This is a genomic window from Nocardia elegans NBRC 108235 (genome assembly GCF_001612845.1).
In the GTDB taxonomy this organism is placed as follows: domain Bacteria; phylum Actinomycetota; class Actinomycetes; order Mycobacteriales; family Mycobacteriaceae; genus Nocardia; species Nocardia nova.
The window spans coordinates 14,452-31,136 of record NZ_BDBF01000071.1 but is presented as its reverse complement, the minus strand read 5'-3'; the positions used below and the strand labels follow the sequence as shown (position 1 = coordinate 31,136).

Below are 16,685 nucleotides of genomic sequence, written 5' to 3'. Positions count from 1 at the left end.
CACCTGCGGGCCGATGCGCGAACCGCAGCACGCGGTGCTCGACATCGGGACCGACGCCCATCCCGGCGGCGATATCGACACGCCGCAGGATCCGGGCGCCGCCCGCTTCCGCCGCACGCTGCGCGCTCCGGTCGACGCGCGCGGATTCATCACCGTCACCGTGGCACCCGACAATCCCATGTCGCCGCCGACGCGGCATCGCACCTGGCTCGACGTCACCGGCGACGGACGTTATCTGCTCACCACGGCCGCCGAGCTGGTGCTGACCCCGGTCGACGACGCCGAATTCGCCGCACACTTGACGAGACTGGCCGGAATCGGCTGACTCACGGCATGATCACCACCCGGCTGCCATAGCCGCCGACCATACTCGACGGTTATGGTGAAATCTCCGTGGACCGAACCGGCCACCACCGCGTTGCGAGCCGCCGGGGTCCGGCTCGATTCCTACGACCTTTCCGCGACGCCCGGATTCACCGGCGACAAGAAACTCGGTGAGCAATTGCTGCCCGAACGCGGCCAGGTGCTGTCGGAGCTGCAGGAGATGCTGTTCGCGAACGGCCGCTCGGGTGACCACCGCAACCTGCTGCTCATCCTGCAGGGGATGGACACCGCGGGGAAGGGCGGCGTGGTGCGCCACGTGATCGGCATGGTCGACCCGCAGGGGGTGCGGCATGCCGCCTTCGGCGTTCCCACCGAGGAGGAACGCCGGCACCATTATCTGTGGCGAATCCGCCACCGGCTGCCGGCCGGCGGTCAGATCGGTGTCTTCGACCGGTCCCATTACGAGGACGTCCTCGTGGTGCGGGTGCAGAACCTGGTGCCGCGCGAGGAATGGGAGCCCCGCTACGACGAGATCAATCGGTTCGAACGGGAAATCACCGAGGCGGGCACGACGATCGTCAAGGTCGCGATGTTCGTCTCGCTGGAGGAACAGAAGCGTCGCCTCGGCGAACGGCTGGAACGCTCGGACAAGTACTGGAAGTACGACCCGAGCGATATCGACGACCGCGCGCTCTGGCCCGACTATCAGCAGGCCTATCAGGACGTACTGGACCGCACCGATACCGACCACGCGCCGTGGTACGTCGTTCCGGCCGACCGGAAGTGGTTCGCCCGCCTGGCGGTCACCGAACTGCTCATCGATGCGCTGGGTGGTCTGAAGCTGAGCTGGCCCGCGCCGCAGTTCGACATCGACGCCGAGAAGGCGCGGCTCGCCGCGAGCTGATCGGCACGGAGACGCCGGTCACCACCGCGGATATTTCGGCCCGAATCTCGGGGATCTCTCAGGTTGACCGGGAATCATGTGGTGCCGAGTGTGCCTCGTGCGGCCGCCCGCCCGCGATGCGGCACCGCGACGGCGTGGCGGACGGCCCGTACGATCGCAGGCGGCGCCCGGCCGCACAACACCGATGTCGCACACCGACACGTAACACAGGAAAGGCGTGGTGAACTCCGAGGTGAGCAAGAATCCGCGTGGGAAGAACTCGCTGACGGCGGTGCGAGGCGGAGATCGCACGCGCACGATCCTGATTCAGGTGGGTGTCGCGGCCGTGCTGATCGCGCTCATTGCGGCCATCGGCATCAGCATCGCCGTCAAACAGTCCAACAAGAACGACACCGGGCCGGTGCCCTCGGTCGCCGCGCAGCCGGCCTCGCCCGACGCGGTCACCGGCTCGATCACCGACCAGGGCGAGATCAAGATCGGCAAGCCCGGCGCCAAGGTCGACATCCGGGTCGTCGCCGACCTGCAGTGCCCGGCCTGCAAGATGTTCGAGACCGCCAACGCCAAGGCCATCGAGGACGCGGTGAACGCCGGCACGGCCAGCGTGCGCTACAACATCATCGCGTTCCTGGATCAGTCCTCGGGCGGCACCCGCTACTCCTCGCGCGCGGCCAACGCCGCCTACTGCGTCGCCGGCTCCGACCCGACCAAGTTCCTGCCGTGGCTGACCACCATGTACGAGCAGCAGCCCCCGGAGGGCGGCACCGGCCTGCCCGACGAGAAGCTGGTGCAGATCGCCCAGGCCGCCGGCTACACCGATCCGGCCGTGGCCGAGTGCATCACGTCGGACAAGTACGACAAGTACGTGCAGAAGACCACCAAGGACGTGCTCAACAGCGGCATCAAGTCCACGCCGACGGTGTACGTGAACGGTAAGCAGATCACCAGCTCGCAGCAGCTGATGCAGCCCGACGGTCTGCGCCCGGTGATCGAGGCCGCGGCCAAGTGATCACCGTCCGGCCCCGCCCCGCGTGGCTACTCCTGCTCGGCACCCTGCTGGGCTGGCTGGCCGCGGTGACGTTGACGATCGAAGACTTCAAACTGCTGAAGGATCCGTCCTATCGGCCGTCGTGCAGCATCAATCCGATTCTGTCCTGCGGTTCGGTGATGGCGACCCATCAGGCGTCGGTGTTCGGATTCCCGAATCCGATCATCGGCGTCACGGGATTCTCGGTGGCGGTCACCATCGCGGTGCTCGCGGTGGCCGGTGTCGGCCTGCCGCGCTGGTTCTGGGGCGGGCTGTGGATCGGCCTGGTCGCCGGGATGGGCTTCATCTTCTGGCTGATCTTCCAGAGCCTCTACCGCATCGGCGCGCTGTGCCCGTACTGCATGGTGGTGTGGACGTTCACGCCGGTCTGCCTGGCGGTCGTCACCGATCAGCTGTGGGGTGGGGCCCGCGGGATCATGGGCATCGTCGCGCAGTGGCGGTGGACGATCGTGGTGGTCTACTACGCGATCGTGCTGCTGCTGGTCTTCCTGCGCTTCCAGGACTACTGGCTCTCGCTGTTCTGATCAGTTGGGCGGGCCGGCGGCCAGCGTCACCGCGAGCGTGCGGTGCGTGCCCTCCGGCTCGACCAGATCCAGCCGGATCACCTCGTCCGGCCGGCGCACGTTGAGCGCTGCCTTGAGCGTCTGCGCCGAGGTGACCGGTGTGTCGTCGACCGCGACGATCACCTCGCCGGAATTCAGCCCGGCCGTGAAGGCCGGCAGCCCGTAGATCGCCACGTCCACCCGGGCGCCGGTGGGTTTGGCATCGGAGGTCAGGACGCCGAGTGTCGCGGTTGGGCCGACGTGGACCGTATCGGTCGGAATGCCGGTGCGGATCTGGCGCACCACACTCAACGCCCGATCGATCGGCACCGCGTAGCCGCTGGCCTGCCCCTGCTGCCGGGACAGTTCTCCCGAGGCGGCGGTCACCACGCCGATCACCGCGCCGGTCCGGTCGACCAGTGCGCCGCCGGACTGTCCGGAGACCACCGGCGCGGCCACCTCGATCATGCCGATCAACGCCTTGCGCGACAGATCGGCGGTATCGCGCGCCACGATCGAGGCGTCCAGCGCCGTGACCGTGCCCGGTGTCGCGGTCGGGGAACCGGTTCCGCCCGCATTGCCGATCGCCAGCGCCTGATCGCCCACCCGGACCCCGGCCGAGCTGCCGATGCGGGCCACCGACAGCGCCGCCGCCCCGCTCAGCGACAGCAGGGCGATATCGGCGTCGGAGTCGTAGCCGAGCACCGTCGCCGGATAGTGCCCGCCGTTGCCGAGATCGCCGACGGTGATGGTCTCCGCGCCCTTCACCACGTGGTGGCTGGTCAGGATCTCACCGTCGGGACTGAGCACGATGCCCGATCCGGCCGCGCCCATCCCGCTGGGCCGGATCGATACGTTGATGTTCACCAGTTCGGGTTCGACGGCCGAGGCCACCGCCGCGGGATCCATCGGCGGCACGGGCGGCCCGAACAGCACCGAGGTGGAGTGGCCCGCGGGCACCGCCCACCGTGGCAGATCCCCGCGATAGCCCAGAAATGCCGCGCCGACCAGGGCCATGACGAGCACGAAGACGACCGTCGAAAGCCACCCGCCGCGAGCCGGACGCGATTGCCGGCCCGAATGCTGCTCGTCCATCGCCGCTCCCGATTCTGCATGCCCGGGGTGGGCTGGCGGAGTTTGTGCTTTTATGTGTACCAAATCGGCGGGGTGCCCGGTATCAGTCCTGCAATGCCGCCACCGCGAACATCAACGCGGCGCCCGCGATCGTGCAGAACAGCACGGTGCGCGACGGGCGGCCCGAATGTGCTTCCGGCAGAATGTCACTCGTTGCCAGATACAGCAGGAATCCGGCGAAATATCCCAGATACAGGCCCGCGACGTCGGGAGGCACCCGGATCACCGTGCCGATGATCGCGCCCGCCACCGGCGCCAGCGCATCCAGGACCAGCAGGGTCAGCGCCCGCCGCCGGGCATTGCCGTACAGCGTGGGAATGGTGAAGGCGTTGAATCCGTCGGCGAAGTCGTGCGAGATCACCGCGATCGCGACCGAGATGCCCAGCGCCGCGCCGGCCTGAAATCCGACGCCGATGCTCAGACCGTCGAGCATGCTGTGGAAGATCAATCCCCCGGTGGCGACCAGCCCGACCGACGGGAAGTCGTGGGTGTGGCGGCCGAAATCCTGCTCGTGCCCGATGTGGATCGCCATCTCGCGTTCGATGATGTGAATGGTGAAGAAGCCGATCACGGCCGCCACGAGCACGCCGGGCACACCCGAGACGACCCGGTCGGATTCGGCCAGGGCATCGGGGATCAGGTCGAAGGCGACCACCCCGAGCATGATTCCGGCGGCCAGGCCGAGGATCAGCCGCTTGCGCTCCCCGATGCGCGCGGCCACCAACCCGCCTGCCAGCGTCGAACACATCGATATCAACGCCAGCACGATCGCCACCGGATCAGCATCCGATATCGGCGCGAGCCCGCCGAGCACATCCGACCGGCGGGTCGCCGGTCGTGGGTATGGCCCCTTCCCCGGTCGCGTCGCTGCGGGCGGGTGGTTTGCGTAGGCATCCATGCGGGGGTAGGCATGAACGCATGACGACAGCTGCCGCGTATTCCGTTTCCGCGCCCGACGGCCGGTTCACCAAGACCACCATCGAACGCCGCGCACTCGGCCCGCACGACGTGCTGATCGACATCAAGTACGCCGGCATCTGCCACTCCGACATCCACACCGCCCGCAACGAGTGGCACGGCACCAAGTACCCCTGCGTCCCGGGCCACGAGATCGCCGGTCTGGTCGCCGCGGTCGGCCCGGAGGTCACCAAGTTCTCGGTCGGCGACCGGGTGGGCGTGGGCTGCATGGTCGATTCGTGCGGACAGTGCGAGCCGTGCCTGGCCGGTGAGCAGCAGTACTGCGTGCGCGGCGCCACCATGACCTACAACGGCGCCGTCCCGGAGGAGATCCAGGCCGGCGGCTACACCCTCGGCGGCTATTCCAGCCAGGTAGTCGTGACCGACGGCTTCGTGGTGAGCATTCCGGAGGGCATCGGGCTCGACGAGGCCGCGCCGCTGCTGTGCGCGGGCATCACCCTGTATTCACCGCTGCGGCACTGGAACGCGGGCCCGGGCAAGCAGGTGGCGATCATCGGCATGGGTGGGCTGGGCCATGTCGGGGTGAAGATCGCCGCCGCGATGGGCGCCGAGGTGACGGTGCTGAGCCATTCGCTGAGCAAAGAGGACGACGGCCGGCGGTTCGGCGCGCACCACTACTACGCCACCACCGACCGCCAAATCTTCCGCGATCTGCGCAACCGGTTCGACCTGATCATCAACACCGTGTCGGCCGATCTGCCGATCGACACCTATATGCGTCTGCTGAACCTCGACGGCACCATGGTGATCCTCGGCTTGCCCGAACAGCCGCTAGCGGTGCGCCCCTTCACCCTCACCGGCAACCGCCGGTCGCTGGCCGGGTCGAATATCGGCGGCATCCCGCAAACCCAGGAGATGCTGAACTTCTGCGCCGAACACGGCATCGGCGCGGAAATCGAGGTCATCTCCGCCGACCGCATCGACGAGGCCTACGAGCGCGTGGTCGCCAGCGACGTGCGGTACCGGTTCGTCATCGACGCCGCCACCATGTGAATTTCGAGGCGACGCCGGCGTCCGCGCGATCGGCGCCGCCGCCGGAGGGCGAAACCGAGTCGTCCGCGGATGCCGGAACAGAGCGGTCGGCTGATGGCGCTCCCGCTCGGCCGACGGACGCCGTACCCGCTCGGCCGACGGACGACGCTGCCGCGCGGTCGGCGGACAACGTTCCCGCGCGGTCGCCGGACAACGCTCCCCCGCGGCCGGCGGTGCGGTGCAACAACTCCGCGAGATTGCGGCGCACCCGGCCCATCTGGGCGCGGCTGTGATCGTTGGTGTCGTATTCCACCTGCACCGTCAGCCGCTCTCCCAGGGTGAACGCGGTCAGCTTGGGCGGCATCCCCGGGCCCATGGCGAGCAGGTTGTCGCGCACCAGCCGCACTCCCTCGGGGACGATATGGTCCGGCACCCGCCCGATGTTCGACAGCGCGATACTGGGCTGTTCCGCGAGTATCCGCGCGGTGGCCTCGTCGCGAATGTATCGGCCCGCCAACGCCAGACGCGCGGGGTCGCGACGCTCCAGGGCCGCACGGACGTCGGCGTGCACCACCCTGCCCAGTTCGAACGGATCGGCGGATTCGGCCACCGCCAGTAGCGTGCCCCAGCCGGAGGCGCAGTTCAGGACCGTCTCGTCGGGCAGCCACGGATCCACCGCGGCCCGCATATCGGCCGCATAGCCGCAGACCATCGGCAGTGTGCCCACGCCGCCCAGTTCGGCCCGGACCGCGGCCAGCGCACACCCGCTCAGCAAGGCGTTCACCCCGATCCCGGCCGAGCGCGCCGCGGCGGCGAAGGCCGCGGTCACCTCCGGTTCCAGCTCGATCCGCTCGGCGACGAACAGACCGCGCCCCGACCCCGCCGTGCCGTCGCGCGGCAATCGCGCGGGCGGCTCACCGATGATCGTGCGCATCGCCGCGAGCAGTTCGTCGACCTCCGCCCCGGAGACGACCGCGGCGAGGCGCTCGTCGACCGCCTGCGGCAGTTCGTGATTCGCACGCACCGGCATCGGCGCCCCGCGGCGATGCGCGGTATAGCGCCGCCACATCTCGTCCAGCAGTGCGAAAGACGAACGGCCGTCGGTGATTCCGTGATGGACGACGAGCACGATGCGGGTCCGGTCGTCCTCGCGGAACACCCGCGCGAAGAACAAGCCCTCGTCCCACGGTTGCGGCTGGTTGACGAAGTCGACGTATTCGATGTCGCCACCGGCACTTTCGATGACCGTGGGGCGATAGCCCTCGACATGGCGAAGTACCGGCACCCCGGCGTCGTCGAATCGGCGACAGCTGAGCAGCGGATGCTCGGCGGCCAGTTCGGCCAGCACCGTGCGCAGCAGTTCGGTCTCGAATTCCCCTTCCACGGTCGACCCGATGAACAGAGCCATCCCGCCGACCGGCACGGAACCGAAGGTGGCGTGTTCCTGGAAGTAACCCGACTCGAAGGGCGATATCGGACGTTGCGTGACCATACGGAGAACAATACATCCGTTTCAAACACTTGTCACAAACATTTGTTTGAAACATTCGTCAGCGGGCGCTTGCTACCCTGCCGACGTGGGAACACGTGAGGATCTGCTCTCAGCGGCCAAACACTGCCTGGCCGAACGCGGCTACGCCCGGACCACGGTGCGCGATATCGTCGCCGCCTCGGGCAGCAATCTGGCCGCGATCAACTACCACTTCGGAACCCGCGACAACCTGCTCACGCAGGCCATGATCGAATCGTCCGCCGAGGCCGTACAGCAGATCCTCGAGGCGCTCGCCGAGAGCAGCGAACCGCAACCGGCGCAGCGGCTGCTCACCTTCCTGGGGCGTCTCACCGCCACCTTCACCGAGCAGCGTGCGCTGTGGGCGGCCAATATCGAGAGTCTCGCGCAGGCGTTGCATTCCGGTGAGGTGAAGGCCGACATCACGACCAAACAGCGCGAGGGCAAAGTGGCACTGACCCGAATGTTGTTGCCCGACAGGGATATCGACGACGATGGCGGCCCGATCGGCGTGCTGCTCTGGACGCTACTCGACGGCCTGCTCGTCCAGTGGCTGCTGGACCCGAAGTCCGCCCCCTCGGCCGAGCAGCTCGTCGCCGGTCTGCGCACCCTCGCCCCGATGCTGTAGCCGCCGGTCCGGGCGCGGCCGCATCCGGTCATCGGCGCACGGGCACCGACGAACGTCACGCGCCGAGAACCACCCGAAGCACAGTCCCCGTTCCCATGGTGACCAGCAGTGCGCGATCGTCAGTGGGAACCTTCGCGACCGAAGTAGCCGGCACGCCGAGGTCGGCGACCGTGCAGACCCCGCCGGTAGCCGGGTCGACGCGGACCAGACGACCGGTCGTGGTCGCGACGTACAGCATGCCGTCCGGACCCACGGTGAGATCGTCGGGCAGGGCGGTCAGCGGGAGCGCCCCGACGGTGACCGAAGCGACGGTCGTCTGCGCCTGCGGAGCATCGACGGGGAGGCGGACGATGCGACCGTCGAGGCTCTGATAGAGCGTCGCGTAGAGCGAATCACCTTGCAGCACAATGCCGTTCACCCCGGATTCCGCGGCACGGGCGGTCCAGTCGGCGTCGACGGAACCGCCGGGCCGCACCTTCACCACTCCGTGTGCCGTATCGGCGACGTACAGATTGCCCGCGCCGTCGAAGGCCGCACCGTTGGCCATGCCGAGACCGGAGACGTAGACCTGCGGCGCCGGATGGTCGGCGCCGGGATCGAACCGCACGACGCCGGAGGAATGCGCGCCGGGCAGCAGTCCGGCCGACGAGTCACCGAAGACCACGTACAGCGCACCGTCGGGGCCGAGCCGGACCGCACCGGGCGCATCCACGGGCACCTCGGCGGTCACGTGCCCACCGGAGTCGTAGCGCTGCACCACATTTCGGAAGACACGCGAGACCCAGAGGTTACCTTGTGCGTCGTAGCCGAGGTTCTCCGCGAAATCGAGCAGCGGGGCCTGGGCGGGCAGCAGTTGTTCCACCGACGAGGCCGGGCAGCCGGGCGCCTCGGCGTGAACCGGAGCGAGCGCGGACGGAAGAACGGCCGCAGCGCTGATCCACACTGTCGCGAGGACGCCCGCACCCGCGACATGTCCGACGGGCCCGTGCGCACCGCCCCGGCCGCGCCGAGAGTTCCGTCGCCGGCCACGGCGCGCACCCCATGGGAACGAACCACCCATCACGGTCCTCCTGCCGTTCGCCGCCATACCCGCGCGACCGTCTTCGCGCCGGGCATCGACGCCATCCGGGCCGGTTCGCGGGTCCGGCCGAATCCTACGTGCCGTGATCCGGACACGCCCAGGCTCACGAATACCGAGCACCCCGCTCAGGAGCCGGCCGCATCACAGCAGAGAGCAGGTGGCGAGCGACCGCCACGCGGTCGTCAGGTGCGGAGCTATCTGTAATCGCCTGTGTACCTTCATATTCGGCGGAGGCACTGCACTACGTGTCCGCACCGCCCGGACCCGCCGGCCCCGGCCCCGATTCGCTACCTCCGAACTCCGCTCCCGACCGCCGCACACAGCGTAAGGTCGACCCTGGAACCGGGTCCGGGACGGTCTCTGCCGCTATAACCGCAGGTCGGCCCCGTCCGGATCCGTGTCGGTGTTCGGCAACCGTGCTGGAGGTCCTCGCGTGCCCGACCGTGAATCGTTCGACTACATCATCATCGGAGCGGGGAGCGCGGGCTGCGTCCTCGCCCATCGCCTCACCGAGGACCCCCAGGTCTCGGTGCTGCTGCTGGAGGCCGGTCCCGACGACCGGGCCGACGAGATCAAGATACCGGCGGCGTGGGGGAAATTGATTCGCACCCAATGGGATTGGCGCTACGAGACCACACCGCAGAAACATCTCGGCGGCCAGCGCGCGTACTGGCCGCGGATGAAGGCGCTGGGTGGATGCTCGTCGATGAACGCGATGATCTTCATCCGCGGCAACCGCGCCGACTACGACGGCTGGCGGCGCGACTTCGGCGCGGTCGGCTGGAGCTACGAGGACGTCCTGCCCTATTTCCTCCGGTCGGAGACAAATACCGGCCTGCGTTCGCCGTATCACGGCACCGACGGCCCGTTGCACGTCGAGAACCGCCGCTACACCCACGAACTGACCGATGCCTGGATAGCCGCGGCCGCGGCCGCGGGGATTCCCCGCACCGACGATTTCAACGGCGCGACGCAGGAGGGTGTGGGCCGCTACCAGGTCACCCATCGCAACGGTCGCCGCTGGTCCACCGCCGACGGCTATCTGCGCCCGGCGCTGGACCGGCCGAACCTGACCGTGCGGACGGAGGCGCACGCCACCGCGCTGGTGCTCGACGGGACCCGCGCGGTCGGCGTGACCTATCGCCGCCACGGCAGCGAGCACACCGTGCATGCCGAGGCCGAGGTGCTGCTCTCCGGCGGTGCGGTCAATTCGCCGCAGTTGCTCATGCTCTCCGGTATCGGGCCCGCGGCGCATCTGCGCGAACTGGGCATCGATGTGGTGGTCGACCTGCCCGGCGTCGGCGAGAATCTGCACGACCACCCGGTGACCCCGATCCTGTGGCGCACCCGCGGCGTCTCCGATCTCGCCGATTTCGAGACCCCGTTCCGGCTCGCGCAGTGGCAGGCGCTCGGCCGCGGGCCACTGACCTCCAATGTCGGCGAGGGCGGCGGATTCGTGCGCACCCGCGAGGGACTCGAAGGTCCGGACATCCAATACCACGTCGCGCCGACGGCGTTCTACGACAACGGCTTTCACGAGAACATCGCTCCGATGTTCACCGCCGGGCCGACGCTGGTCGAGGTGCACAGCCGCGGCCGGTTGCGGTTGCGGTCGGCCGATCCGCTGTGGAAGCCGGAGATCGATCCGGCCTACTTCTCCGACCCGCGCGATGCGGACGCCCTGCTCGCGGGCTGCCGGCAACTGCTCGAGATCGCGCGGCAGCAGCCGCTGGCCGCCCACCTCGACAGCTCCTACCTGCCCGAACGCGCCGACCGGATCGACGAGGACGGCTGGCGGGCGCACCTCGCGCGCTGGACCCAGACGCTGTTCCACCCGGTCGGCACGTGCGCCATGGGCAGCGGCGAGACCGCGGTGGTCGACCCCGAACTGCGCGTCCACGGCGTCAGCGGACTGCGCGTGGTCGACGCCTCGGTGATGCCCCGCATCGTCCGCGGCAACACCAATGCGCCGACCGTCATGATCGGCGAGAAGGCGGCCGACCTGATCCGCGGCCGCGCCCCGTCGTCCAGCACCGGCACCGCTACGAAGGAGGCCACCCGATGACGACCGTGAACGAGATCGGTGAGATCGATACGCACGCCACCTTCGATGTGCACGATCCCGGTACCGGCGAGGTGGTGGGCACCTACCCCATCCACACCGAGGCCGATATCGAGGCGGCGGTGGCCCGCGCCCGCACGGCATACGAGTGGTGGTCGGGCCTCGACTACGCCGAGCGGGCCCGGCGCCTGGCCGGATTCGCGGGACTGCTGGCCCGCCGGATGCGGCAGCTGGCCGCGGTGATGCACGACGAGACGGGCAAGCCGTATTCCGATGCCGCGCTCGAGGTGGCGCTGAGCCTCGACCATCTGAAGTGGGCGGGCCGCAACGCTCCGAAGGTGCTGGGCCGCAAGAGCGCTCGGGTGGGGCTGCTCACGATCAATCAGGCGGCGTCGGTGGAGTACAAGCCGCTCGGCGTCATCGGCGTGATCGGCCCCTGGAACTATCCGGTGTTCACGCCGCTGGGTTCGATCGTGTACGCGCTGGCGGCGGGTAATGCCGTGGTGTTCAAACCCAGCGAATACTCCCCCGGCGTCGGCCGCTGGCTGGTCGACATGTTCGCCGAGGTCGTGCCGGAACAGCCGGTGCTGCAATTGATCACGGGCGAGGGGGCGACCGGTGCGGCGCTGTGCCGAGCGGGCGTGGACAAGATCGCCTTCACCGGCTCCACGGCGACGGCCAAGAAGGTGATGGCCACCTGCGCCGAGAGCCTCACGCCGCTGGTCGCCGAATGCGGCGGCAAGGATGTGCTGCTCGTCGACGCCGACGCTGATCTGGACGCCGCGGCCGACGCCGCGCTGTGGGCCGGAATGGCCAATGCCGGCCAGTCCTGTATCGGCACCGAACGGGTCTACGTCCACGAGCGCGTCTACGACACCTTCCTCGATACCTTGGTGACGAAGGCGAAACAGCAACGCGCGGGCAATGATCCGGGCGCCAAGATCGGCCCCATCACGATGCCGAAGCAGCTCGACGTGATCCGCCGCCACATCGAGGACGCCGTCGCGCGCGGCGGCCGGGCACTGACCGGCGGCGCCGACACCATCGTCGGACAGGTGGTGCAGCCGACCGTGCTGGTCGACGTGCCCGAGGACGCCCCGGCCGTGACCGAGGAAACCTTCGGGCCTACCCTCACCGTCGCGAAGGTGCCCGATATGGACACCGCGATCGCCCGCGCCAACGACAGCCGCTACGGCCTGTCCGCGGCGGTGTTCTCGAAGGCGCGCGGGCGGGAACTGGCCGACCGGCTGCGTACCGGAATGGTCAGCGTCAACGCGGTTTTCACGTTCCCGCAGATTCCGTCGCTGCCCTTCGGCGGTGTGGGCGACTCCGGCTTCGGCCGCATCCACGGCCCTGACGGACTGCGTGAATTCACCTACGCCCACGCCGTCGCGCGGCAGCGCTTCCCCTCGCTGCTCACCCTGACGACCTTCGACCGCACGCAGAAGGCCGACGACACCATGGCGACTCTGATGGCGCTGCTGTTCGGCCGGCACTGATTCGCACAGCACGAAGGCCACGTCCGGCGCGAAGCCGGGCGTGGCCTTCGCCCGTGTACCACCTGTGCGTGGTCTACTTCTCGGTCTGCTCGTGCAGCGCCTTCTTCGCGGCCTGCTGCGCGGCGTCGACTTGCTTTTCGAACTTGCCGCCGGTCTGCTTGTCGACCAGATCGCCGACCTTGTCGATCACCGGGTCGAGTTTGTCGGCATTCTTGGCCGCCAGGTCGGCCGCCTTGCCGGCGGCATCCTTGAGCTGGTCGAACATACCCATGAGCGGTTCTCCTGATCTCGAAACAGTAGTCGTAGGCTAACGCACTCGGGGCGAGCGAATCTTCGGCAACAGCTGTGAGTTTCGCCCGGGTGGCGAACCACCCGGGCGATGCGGATTGCGCAGCGGCAGGACCTATTCGGCCGCTTCGGCGCGACGCCGCACCCGGCGGGCGGCGGCGACCATATTGCGCAGCGAAGGATCCAGCTGCCAGTAGTGGCGGGTCTTCAAACCGCCGTCCGGATTCGCCCACAGCCGCTGCGGTGTCACGGCTTCGGCTGCGGCGGTGAGCAATTCGTCGATCTCGTCGATATCCGGAATCCGCGCCGAACGGCTCTCGTACACACCCGGGCCCACGCCGTGGCTCAGGCCGTGCCCTTCCTCGACATCCTCGGTCAGCGCCTTGAGCACCCATTCCAGCGAGCGGGTCGCGACGATGGCGGTGACGTCGGCGTCGAGTTCCTCGATGGCACGCACGATTTCGGAGCGGGCCGAATAGGCGATGTGGGTGTGGATCTGAGTGTCGGGCCGCACCCCGGAGGTCGCCAGCCGGAACGCGTTGACCGCCCAGCGCAGATATTCGGTGCGCCCGTCCGGACGCAGCGGCAGCAGTTCCCGGATCGCCGGTTCGTCGACCTGGATGATCGCCACGCCGGCCTTCTCGAGATCGGCCAGTTCGTCGCGGATCGCGAGCGCCACCTGGTCGGCGGTCTCGTACAGCGGCTGGTCCTGGCGCACGAACGAGCGAGCCACCATCGTCACCGGACCGGTCACGATGCCCTTCACCGGTTTGTCGGTGAGCGACTGCGCGTAGGTGATCCACTCCACCGACATCGGCTTCGGCCGCGACACGTCGCCGTAGATGATCGGCGGCCGCACACACCGCGAGCCGTAGACCTGCACCCAGCCGAAGTGCGTGGTCGCGAAACCGTCGAGCAGTTCGGCGAAGTACTGGATCATGTCGTTGCGTTCGTGCTCACCGTGCACGAACACGTCGAGGCCGATGTCCTCCTGCAGGCGAATGGTCGACTCGATCTCGGCCTCGATCCGCTTGCGGTACTCCTCGTAGGACAGCCGGCCTTCGCCCAGGTCGTAGCGGGCTTGGCGCACCGCGTCGGTCTGCGGAAAGGAGCCGAGCGTGGTCGCCGGAACCAGGGGCAGATTCAGCCGCTCCCGTTGCGCCTTCGCGCGCACCTCGTACGGTTCGCGCTCGCGCATCTGCGGCGTGACGGCGTAAACCCGTTGCCGCACAGCGTGTTTCTGCTTGAAATGCACCGACGTCGGGCGCTTCGCCCACTTCGCCGCGGTCTCGCCCCCTTCCCCGCCCCGATGCACTTCGGTCAGTGCCTTCGCCAGCGAAACAACCTCGAGCACTTTCTGTTTCGCGAATGCGAGGCGGTCGGCGACATTGCCCTCGATGTCGTATTCGACCAGCAGGTCGTAGGGCACGTGCAGCAGCGTGGTCCCGGTGGACACGACGAGGTCCGGGCACACCTTCGACAGCGCGTTGAGGTATTCGAGGGTGACCAGCCGGTCGGCACGCCAGACGTTGGTGCCACTGATCACGCCGGCGTAGAGCCGCTTGCGCCGGATTCCGGGAATCTCGGCGAGTTCCTCGGGCCGGGTGCGGTGGCTGGCCAGGTCGAGCCCGATCGCCTCCACCGCGGTACCCGCCAGAATCCGCACGGCCTCACCGAAATCGCCGTACTGGCCGGTGACGAGGATGCGCGGACGCAGCGCGGCCGTCGACAGTCGCTGGTAGGCACGCTCGAACGCGGCCAATTCCTCCGGCGTGCGTTCACTGGTGAAGCACGGCTCGTCGAACTGCACACAGGTGGAACCGCGCTTGGCCAGGATCTCGAGCAGTTGCTCGTAGACCGGCAGCAGCTTGTCCAGCAGGGTCAGCTTGTCGAATTCGGTCTCGCCCGGCACCTGCCCGGCCTTCGAGAGCAACAGCAGCGACAGCGGGCCCAGCACCACCGGCCGCAGTTCGATACCGCGGTTCATCGCCCGGTCCCACTCCTCCAGCAAAGCCTCGGGATGCAGCGAGAATCCGGTATCGGCGTCGAGTTCGGGCTGACGGTAGTGGTAGTTGGTGCCGAACAGGCGGACCAGCTCCAACGGCGGCAGATCCGGCCGGCCGCGCGCCATCAGGAAGTAGAAGTCGAGCGGGTGCAACTCCTCGCGATACGGCTCGAACCGCTTCGGCACCGCGCCGAACAGCAGCGCGTTGTCGAGGATGTGGTCGTAGAAGGAGAAAGTGTTACCGGGTACCTGCGTCAGTCCGGTCGCGGCCAGCTCGGAGAACTGGGTGTCCTGGATATCGCGCCCCACCGCGAGCAACTCCTCGCGCGAGAGGGTGCCGTGCCAATAGGACTCCAGGGCACGCTTGAGCTCCCGGTGCGGACCGATCCGCGGGTAACCCAGGATGCTCGATCCGAAACCGTCGGTGACGTTGACCATGAGCGGGACTCCCTTTCGAGCTGCGGTCGAGGACCTTCTCCGCAGCCTATGCCCGGTAACGTGAATACCCGCCGAACAGGCGGTGGGTACTTCTTGTGGATGAAGTTGTGAACAGGTCCGGTCCACGCATCCCGCACGGAGCGAGTCCTACGAGTGACCGGTTCGCGGCGGCTCGCCGCCCGGGTGCCGCTGCGCAAGCCACGAAGGAGCGAGCAGCAGCGCCCGAACGGCGAGCCCTACCGTCTCTGCGCTTACCCCCGGTTGTACTGGTAGAAGCCCGCTCCCGTCTTCTTACCGAGCAGCCCGGCCTCCACCATGCGCATCAGCAGCGGCGGCGCCGAGTAGAGCGGCTCCTTGAATTCGGCGTACATGGAGTCCGCGATCGACTTCACGGTGTCGAGGCCCACCAGGTCGGTCAGGGCGAGCGGGCCCATGGGGTGGGCACAGCCGAGCACCATCGCCTTGTCGACGTCTTCCTTGGTGGCGAAGCCGGATTCGACCATGCGGATGGCCGAGAGCAGGTACGGCACGAGCAGCGCGTTGACGACGAAGCCGGAGCGGTCGGCGGAGCGCACGACCTGCTTGCCGAGGACCTCACCCGCGAAGGCTTCGGCGCGCGCGGAAACGGCTTCGCTGGTCTTGAGGGTGGTCACGAGCTCGACGAGCGGCAGCACCGGCACCGGGTTGAAGAAGTGCATGCCCACGACCCGCTCGGGGTTGTTGGTGGCGACGGCGATCTTCATGATCGGAATCGAGGAGGTGTTGGAGGCCAGCACGGCGTCGGGGTCGGTGACGACCTTGTCGAGTTCGCTGAAGATCGCGGTCTTGACGTCTTCGCTCTCCACGACGGCCTCGACGACCAACTGCCGGTCGGCGAAGTCACCGAGGTCGGAGGTGAACCGCAGCCGCCAGGCGGCCTGTTCGCGCTCGCGCTCGGTGATCTTGCCGCTGCTCACACCGCGATCCAGCGATCGCAGGATGCGGGCGCGGCCGGCGGCGGCCAGTTCCCGGGTCTGTTCGAACACGAGCACATCGACATGCGCCCGGGCGCAGACCTCGGCGATTCCGGCGCCCATCTGTCCAGCGCCGATGACTCCGACGCGTTGAATCTTCTCGCTGCTCACGTCCCGCTCCTGCTGGTTGTGTGGCGGTGGCTTGGTTAATTGTGATGTTAAGAAAAAGCCCTCCCCGCCGGGGCTGTTCGACGGGAAGGGCTGCGGGCGCTCGTTGCAGGAGTGCCCATATCTGGTGGTGACGTGAACCGGCGACAGCTGC

14 protein-coding genes and 1 pseudogene are annotated in these 16,685 nt (G+C 68.2%); 8 read left to right on the top strand and 7 right to left on the bottom strand.

Translation table 11 applies throughout. The features are described from left to right. The 4 genes and pseudogenes from NE2_RS32210 to NE2_RS32195 all read left to right on the top strand — a co-directional run. Positions 1 to 325, top strand: a pseudogene (locus NE2_RS32210) (ESX secretion-associated protein EspG); the annotation flags it as partial. A gap of 54 nt (positions 326 to 379) precedes the next feature. Then, positions 380 to 1,228 carry a polyphosphate kinase 2 family protein gene (locus NE2_RS32205; protein ID WP_063032232.1) on the top strand — a complete coding sequence of 283 codons (849 nt, stop codon included), beginning with the start codon at positions 380 to 382 and terminating at the stop codon, positions 1,226 to 1,228. A 217-nt stretch (positions 1,229 to 1,445) separates the two neighbouring features. Then, positions 1,446 to 2,234 carry a DsbA family protein gene (locus NE2_RS32200; RefSeq protein WP_030516142.1) on the top strand — a complete coding sequence of 263 codons (789 nt, stop codon included), beginning with the start codon at positions 1,446 to 1,448 and terminating at the stop codon, positions 2,232 to 2,234. Further along, the gene (locus tag NE2_RS32195) at positions 2,231 to 2,797 is read left to right on the top strand and encodes a vitamin K epoxide reductase family protein (protein ID WP_063016237.1); all 567 of its coding nucleotides are present in this window, start codon (positions 2,231 to 2,233) and stop codon (positions 2,795 to 2,797) included. The genes NE2_RS32200 and NE2_RS32195 overlap by 4 nt, the downstream gene beginning before the upstream one ends. Here NE2_RS32195 and NE2_RS32190 read toward each other — a convergent pair whose 3' ends face one another. Both NE2_RS32190 and NE2_RS32185 read right to left on the bottom strand, forming a co-directional pair. Further along, complete coding sequence (locus tag NE2_RS32190) at positions 2,798 to 3,910, bottom strand: S1C family serine protease (RefSeq protein ID WP_063032230.1); 1,113 nt, start codon at positions 3,908 to 3,910, stop codon at positions 2,798 to 2,800. A gap of 82 nt (positions 3,911 to 3,992) precedes the next feature. Continuing rightward, positions 3,993 to 4,724 carry a ZIP family metal transporter gene (locus NE2_RS32185; RefSeq protein ID WP_063032245.1) on the bottom strand — a complete coding sequence of 244 codons (732 nt, stop codon included), beginning with the start codon at positions 4,722 to 4,724 and terminating at the stop codon, positions 3,993 to 3,995. Positions 4,725 to 4,867: 143 nt separating this feature from the next. Here NE2_RS32185 and NE2_RS32180 point away from each other — a divergent pair, with 143 nt between their 5' ends. Next, positions 4,868 to 5,920 (top strand): NAD(P)-dependent alcohol dehydrogenase, encoded by a 1,053-nt coding sequence (locus tag NE2_RS32180; protein WP_063032228.1) that lies wholly within the window; start codon positions 4,868 to 4,870, stop codon positions 5,918 to 5,920. Here the strand turns inward: NE2_RS32180 and NE2_RS32175 are convergent. After that, positions 5,898 to 7,391, bottom strand: a complete 1,494-nt coding sequence (locus NE2_RS32175; protein WP_063032226.1) for a phthiocerol/phthiodiolone dimycocerosyl transferase family protein — start codon at positions 7,389 to 7,391, stop codon at positions 5,898 to 5,900. The genes NE2_RS32180 and NE2_RS32175 overlap by 23 nt on opposite strands. Before the next feature lie 85 nt (positions 7,392 to 7,476). Here NE2_RS32175 and NE2_RS32170 point away from each other — a divergent pair, with 85 nt between their 5' ends. After that, entirely contained in the window at positions 7,477 to 8,037 is a 561-nt protein-coding gene (locus NE2_RS32170; protein ID WP_063032224.1) for a TetR/AcrR family transcriptional regulator, read from the top strand. A gap of 55 nt (positions 8,038 to 8,092) precedes the next feature. Here the strand turns inward: NE2_RS32170 and NE2_RS32165 are convergent, their stop codons facing one another. After that, on the bottom strand, positions 8,093 to 9,097 hold the full coding sequence (locus NE2_RS32165; RefSeq protein WP_146165306.1) for an SMP-30/gluconolactonase/LRE family protein: 1,005 nt from the start codon (positions 9,095 to 9,097) through the stop codon (positions 8,093 to 8,095). Positions 9,098 to 9,551: 454 nt separating this feature from the next. Here NE2_RS32165 and NE2_RS32160 point away from each other — a divergent pair, with 454 nt between their 5' ends. Further along, positions 9,552 to 11,183 (top strand): GMC family oxidoreductase, encoded by a 1,632-nt coding sequence (locus NE2_RS32160; protein WP_063032220.1) that lies wholly within the window; start codon positions 9,552 to 9,554, stop codon positions 11,181 to 11,183. Beyond that, positions 11,180 to 12,679: an aldehyde dehydrogenase family protein gene (locus tag NE2_RS32155; RefSeq protein WP_063032218.1), complete on the top strand. Its 1,500-nt coding sequence runs from the start codon at positions 11,180 to 11,182 to the stop codon at positions 12,677 to 12,679. Before NE2_RS32160 ends, NE2_RS32155 begins: the two co-directional genes overlap by 4 nt. Positions 12,680 to 12,752: 73 nt before the next feature. Here NE2_RS32155 and NE2_RS32150 read toward each other — a convergent pair whose 3' ends face one another. The 3 genes from NE2_RS32150 to NE2_RS32140 form a co-directional block, all read right to left on the bottom strand. Next, positions 12,753 to 12,950, bottom strand: coding sequence for an antitoxin (locus NE2_RS32150; protein ID WP_051757293.1), 198 nt, complete (start codon positions 12,948 to 12,950; stop codon positions 12,753 to 12,755). A gap of 132 nt (positions 12,951 to 13,082) precedes the next feature. After that, entirely contained in the window at positions 13,083 to 15,410 is a 2,328-nt protein-coding gene (gene metE, locus NE2_RS32145; protein ID WP_063032216.1) for a 5-methyltetrahydropteroyltriglutamate--homocysteine S-methyltransferase, read from the bottom strand. A gap of 251 nt (positions 15,411 to 15,661) precedes the next feature. Continuing rightward, on the bottom strand, positions 15,662 to 16,534 hold the full coding sequence (locus NE2_RS32140; protein WP_063032215.1) for a 3-hydroxybutyryl-CoA dehydrogenase: 873 nt from the start codon (positions 16,532 to 16,534) through the stop codon (positions 15,662 to 15,664). Positions 16,535 to 16,685 lie beyond the last annotated feature (151 nt).

Coding starts and splice junctions, on each gene's coding strand:
- NE2_RS32205 (WP_063032232.1), top strand. CDS start 380: ATGGTGAAATCTCCGTGGACCGAACCGGCCACCACCGCGTTGCGAGCC.
- NE2_RS32190 (WP_063032230.1), bottom strand. CDS start 3,910: ATGGACGAGCAGCATTCGGGCCGGCAATCGCGTCCGGCTCGCGGCGGG.
- NE2_RS32180 (WP_063032228.1), top strand. CDS start 4,868: ATGACGACAGCTGCCGCGTATTCCGTTTCCGCGCCCGACGGCCGGTTC.
- NE2_RS32175 (WP_063032226.1), bottom strand. CDS start 7,391: ATGGTCACGCAACGTCCGATATCGCCCTTCGAGTCGGGTTACTTCCAG.
- NE2_RS32165 (WP_146165306.1), bottom strand. CDS start 9,097: ATGGGTGGTTCGTTCCCATGGGGTGCGCGCCGTGGCCGGCGACGGAAC.
- NE2_RS32155 (WP_063032218.1), top strand. CDS start 11,180: ATGACGACCGTGAACGAGATCGGTGAGATCGATACGCACGCCACCTTC.
- NE2_RS32150 (WP_051757293.1), bottom strand. CDS start 12,950: ATGGGTATGTTCGACCAGCTCAAGGATGCCGCCGGCAAGGCGGCCGAC.
- metE (WP_063032216.1), bottom strand. CDS start 15,410: ATGGTCAACGTCACCGACGGTTTCGGATCGAGCATCCTGGGTTACCCG.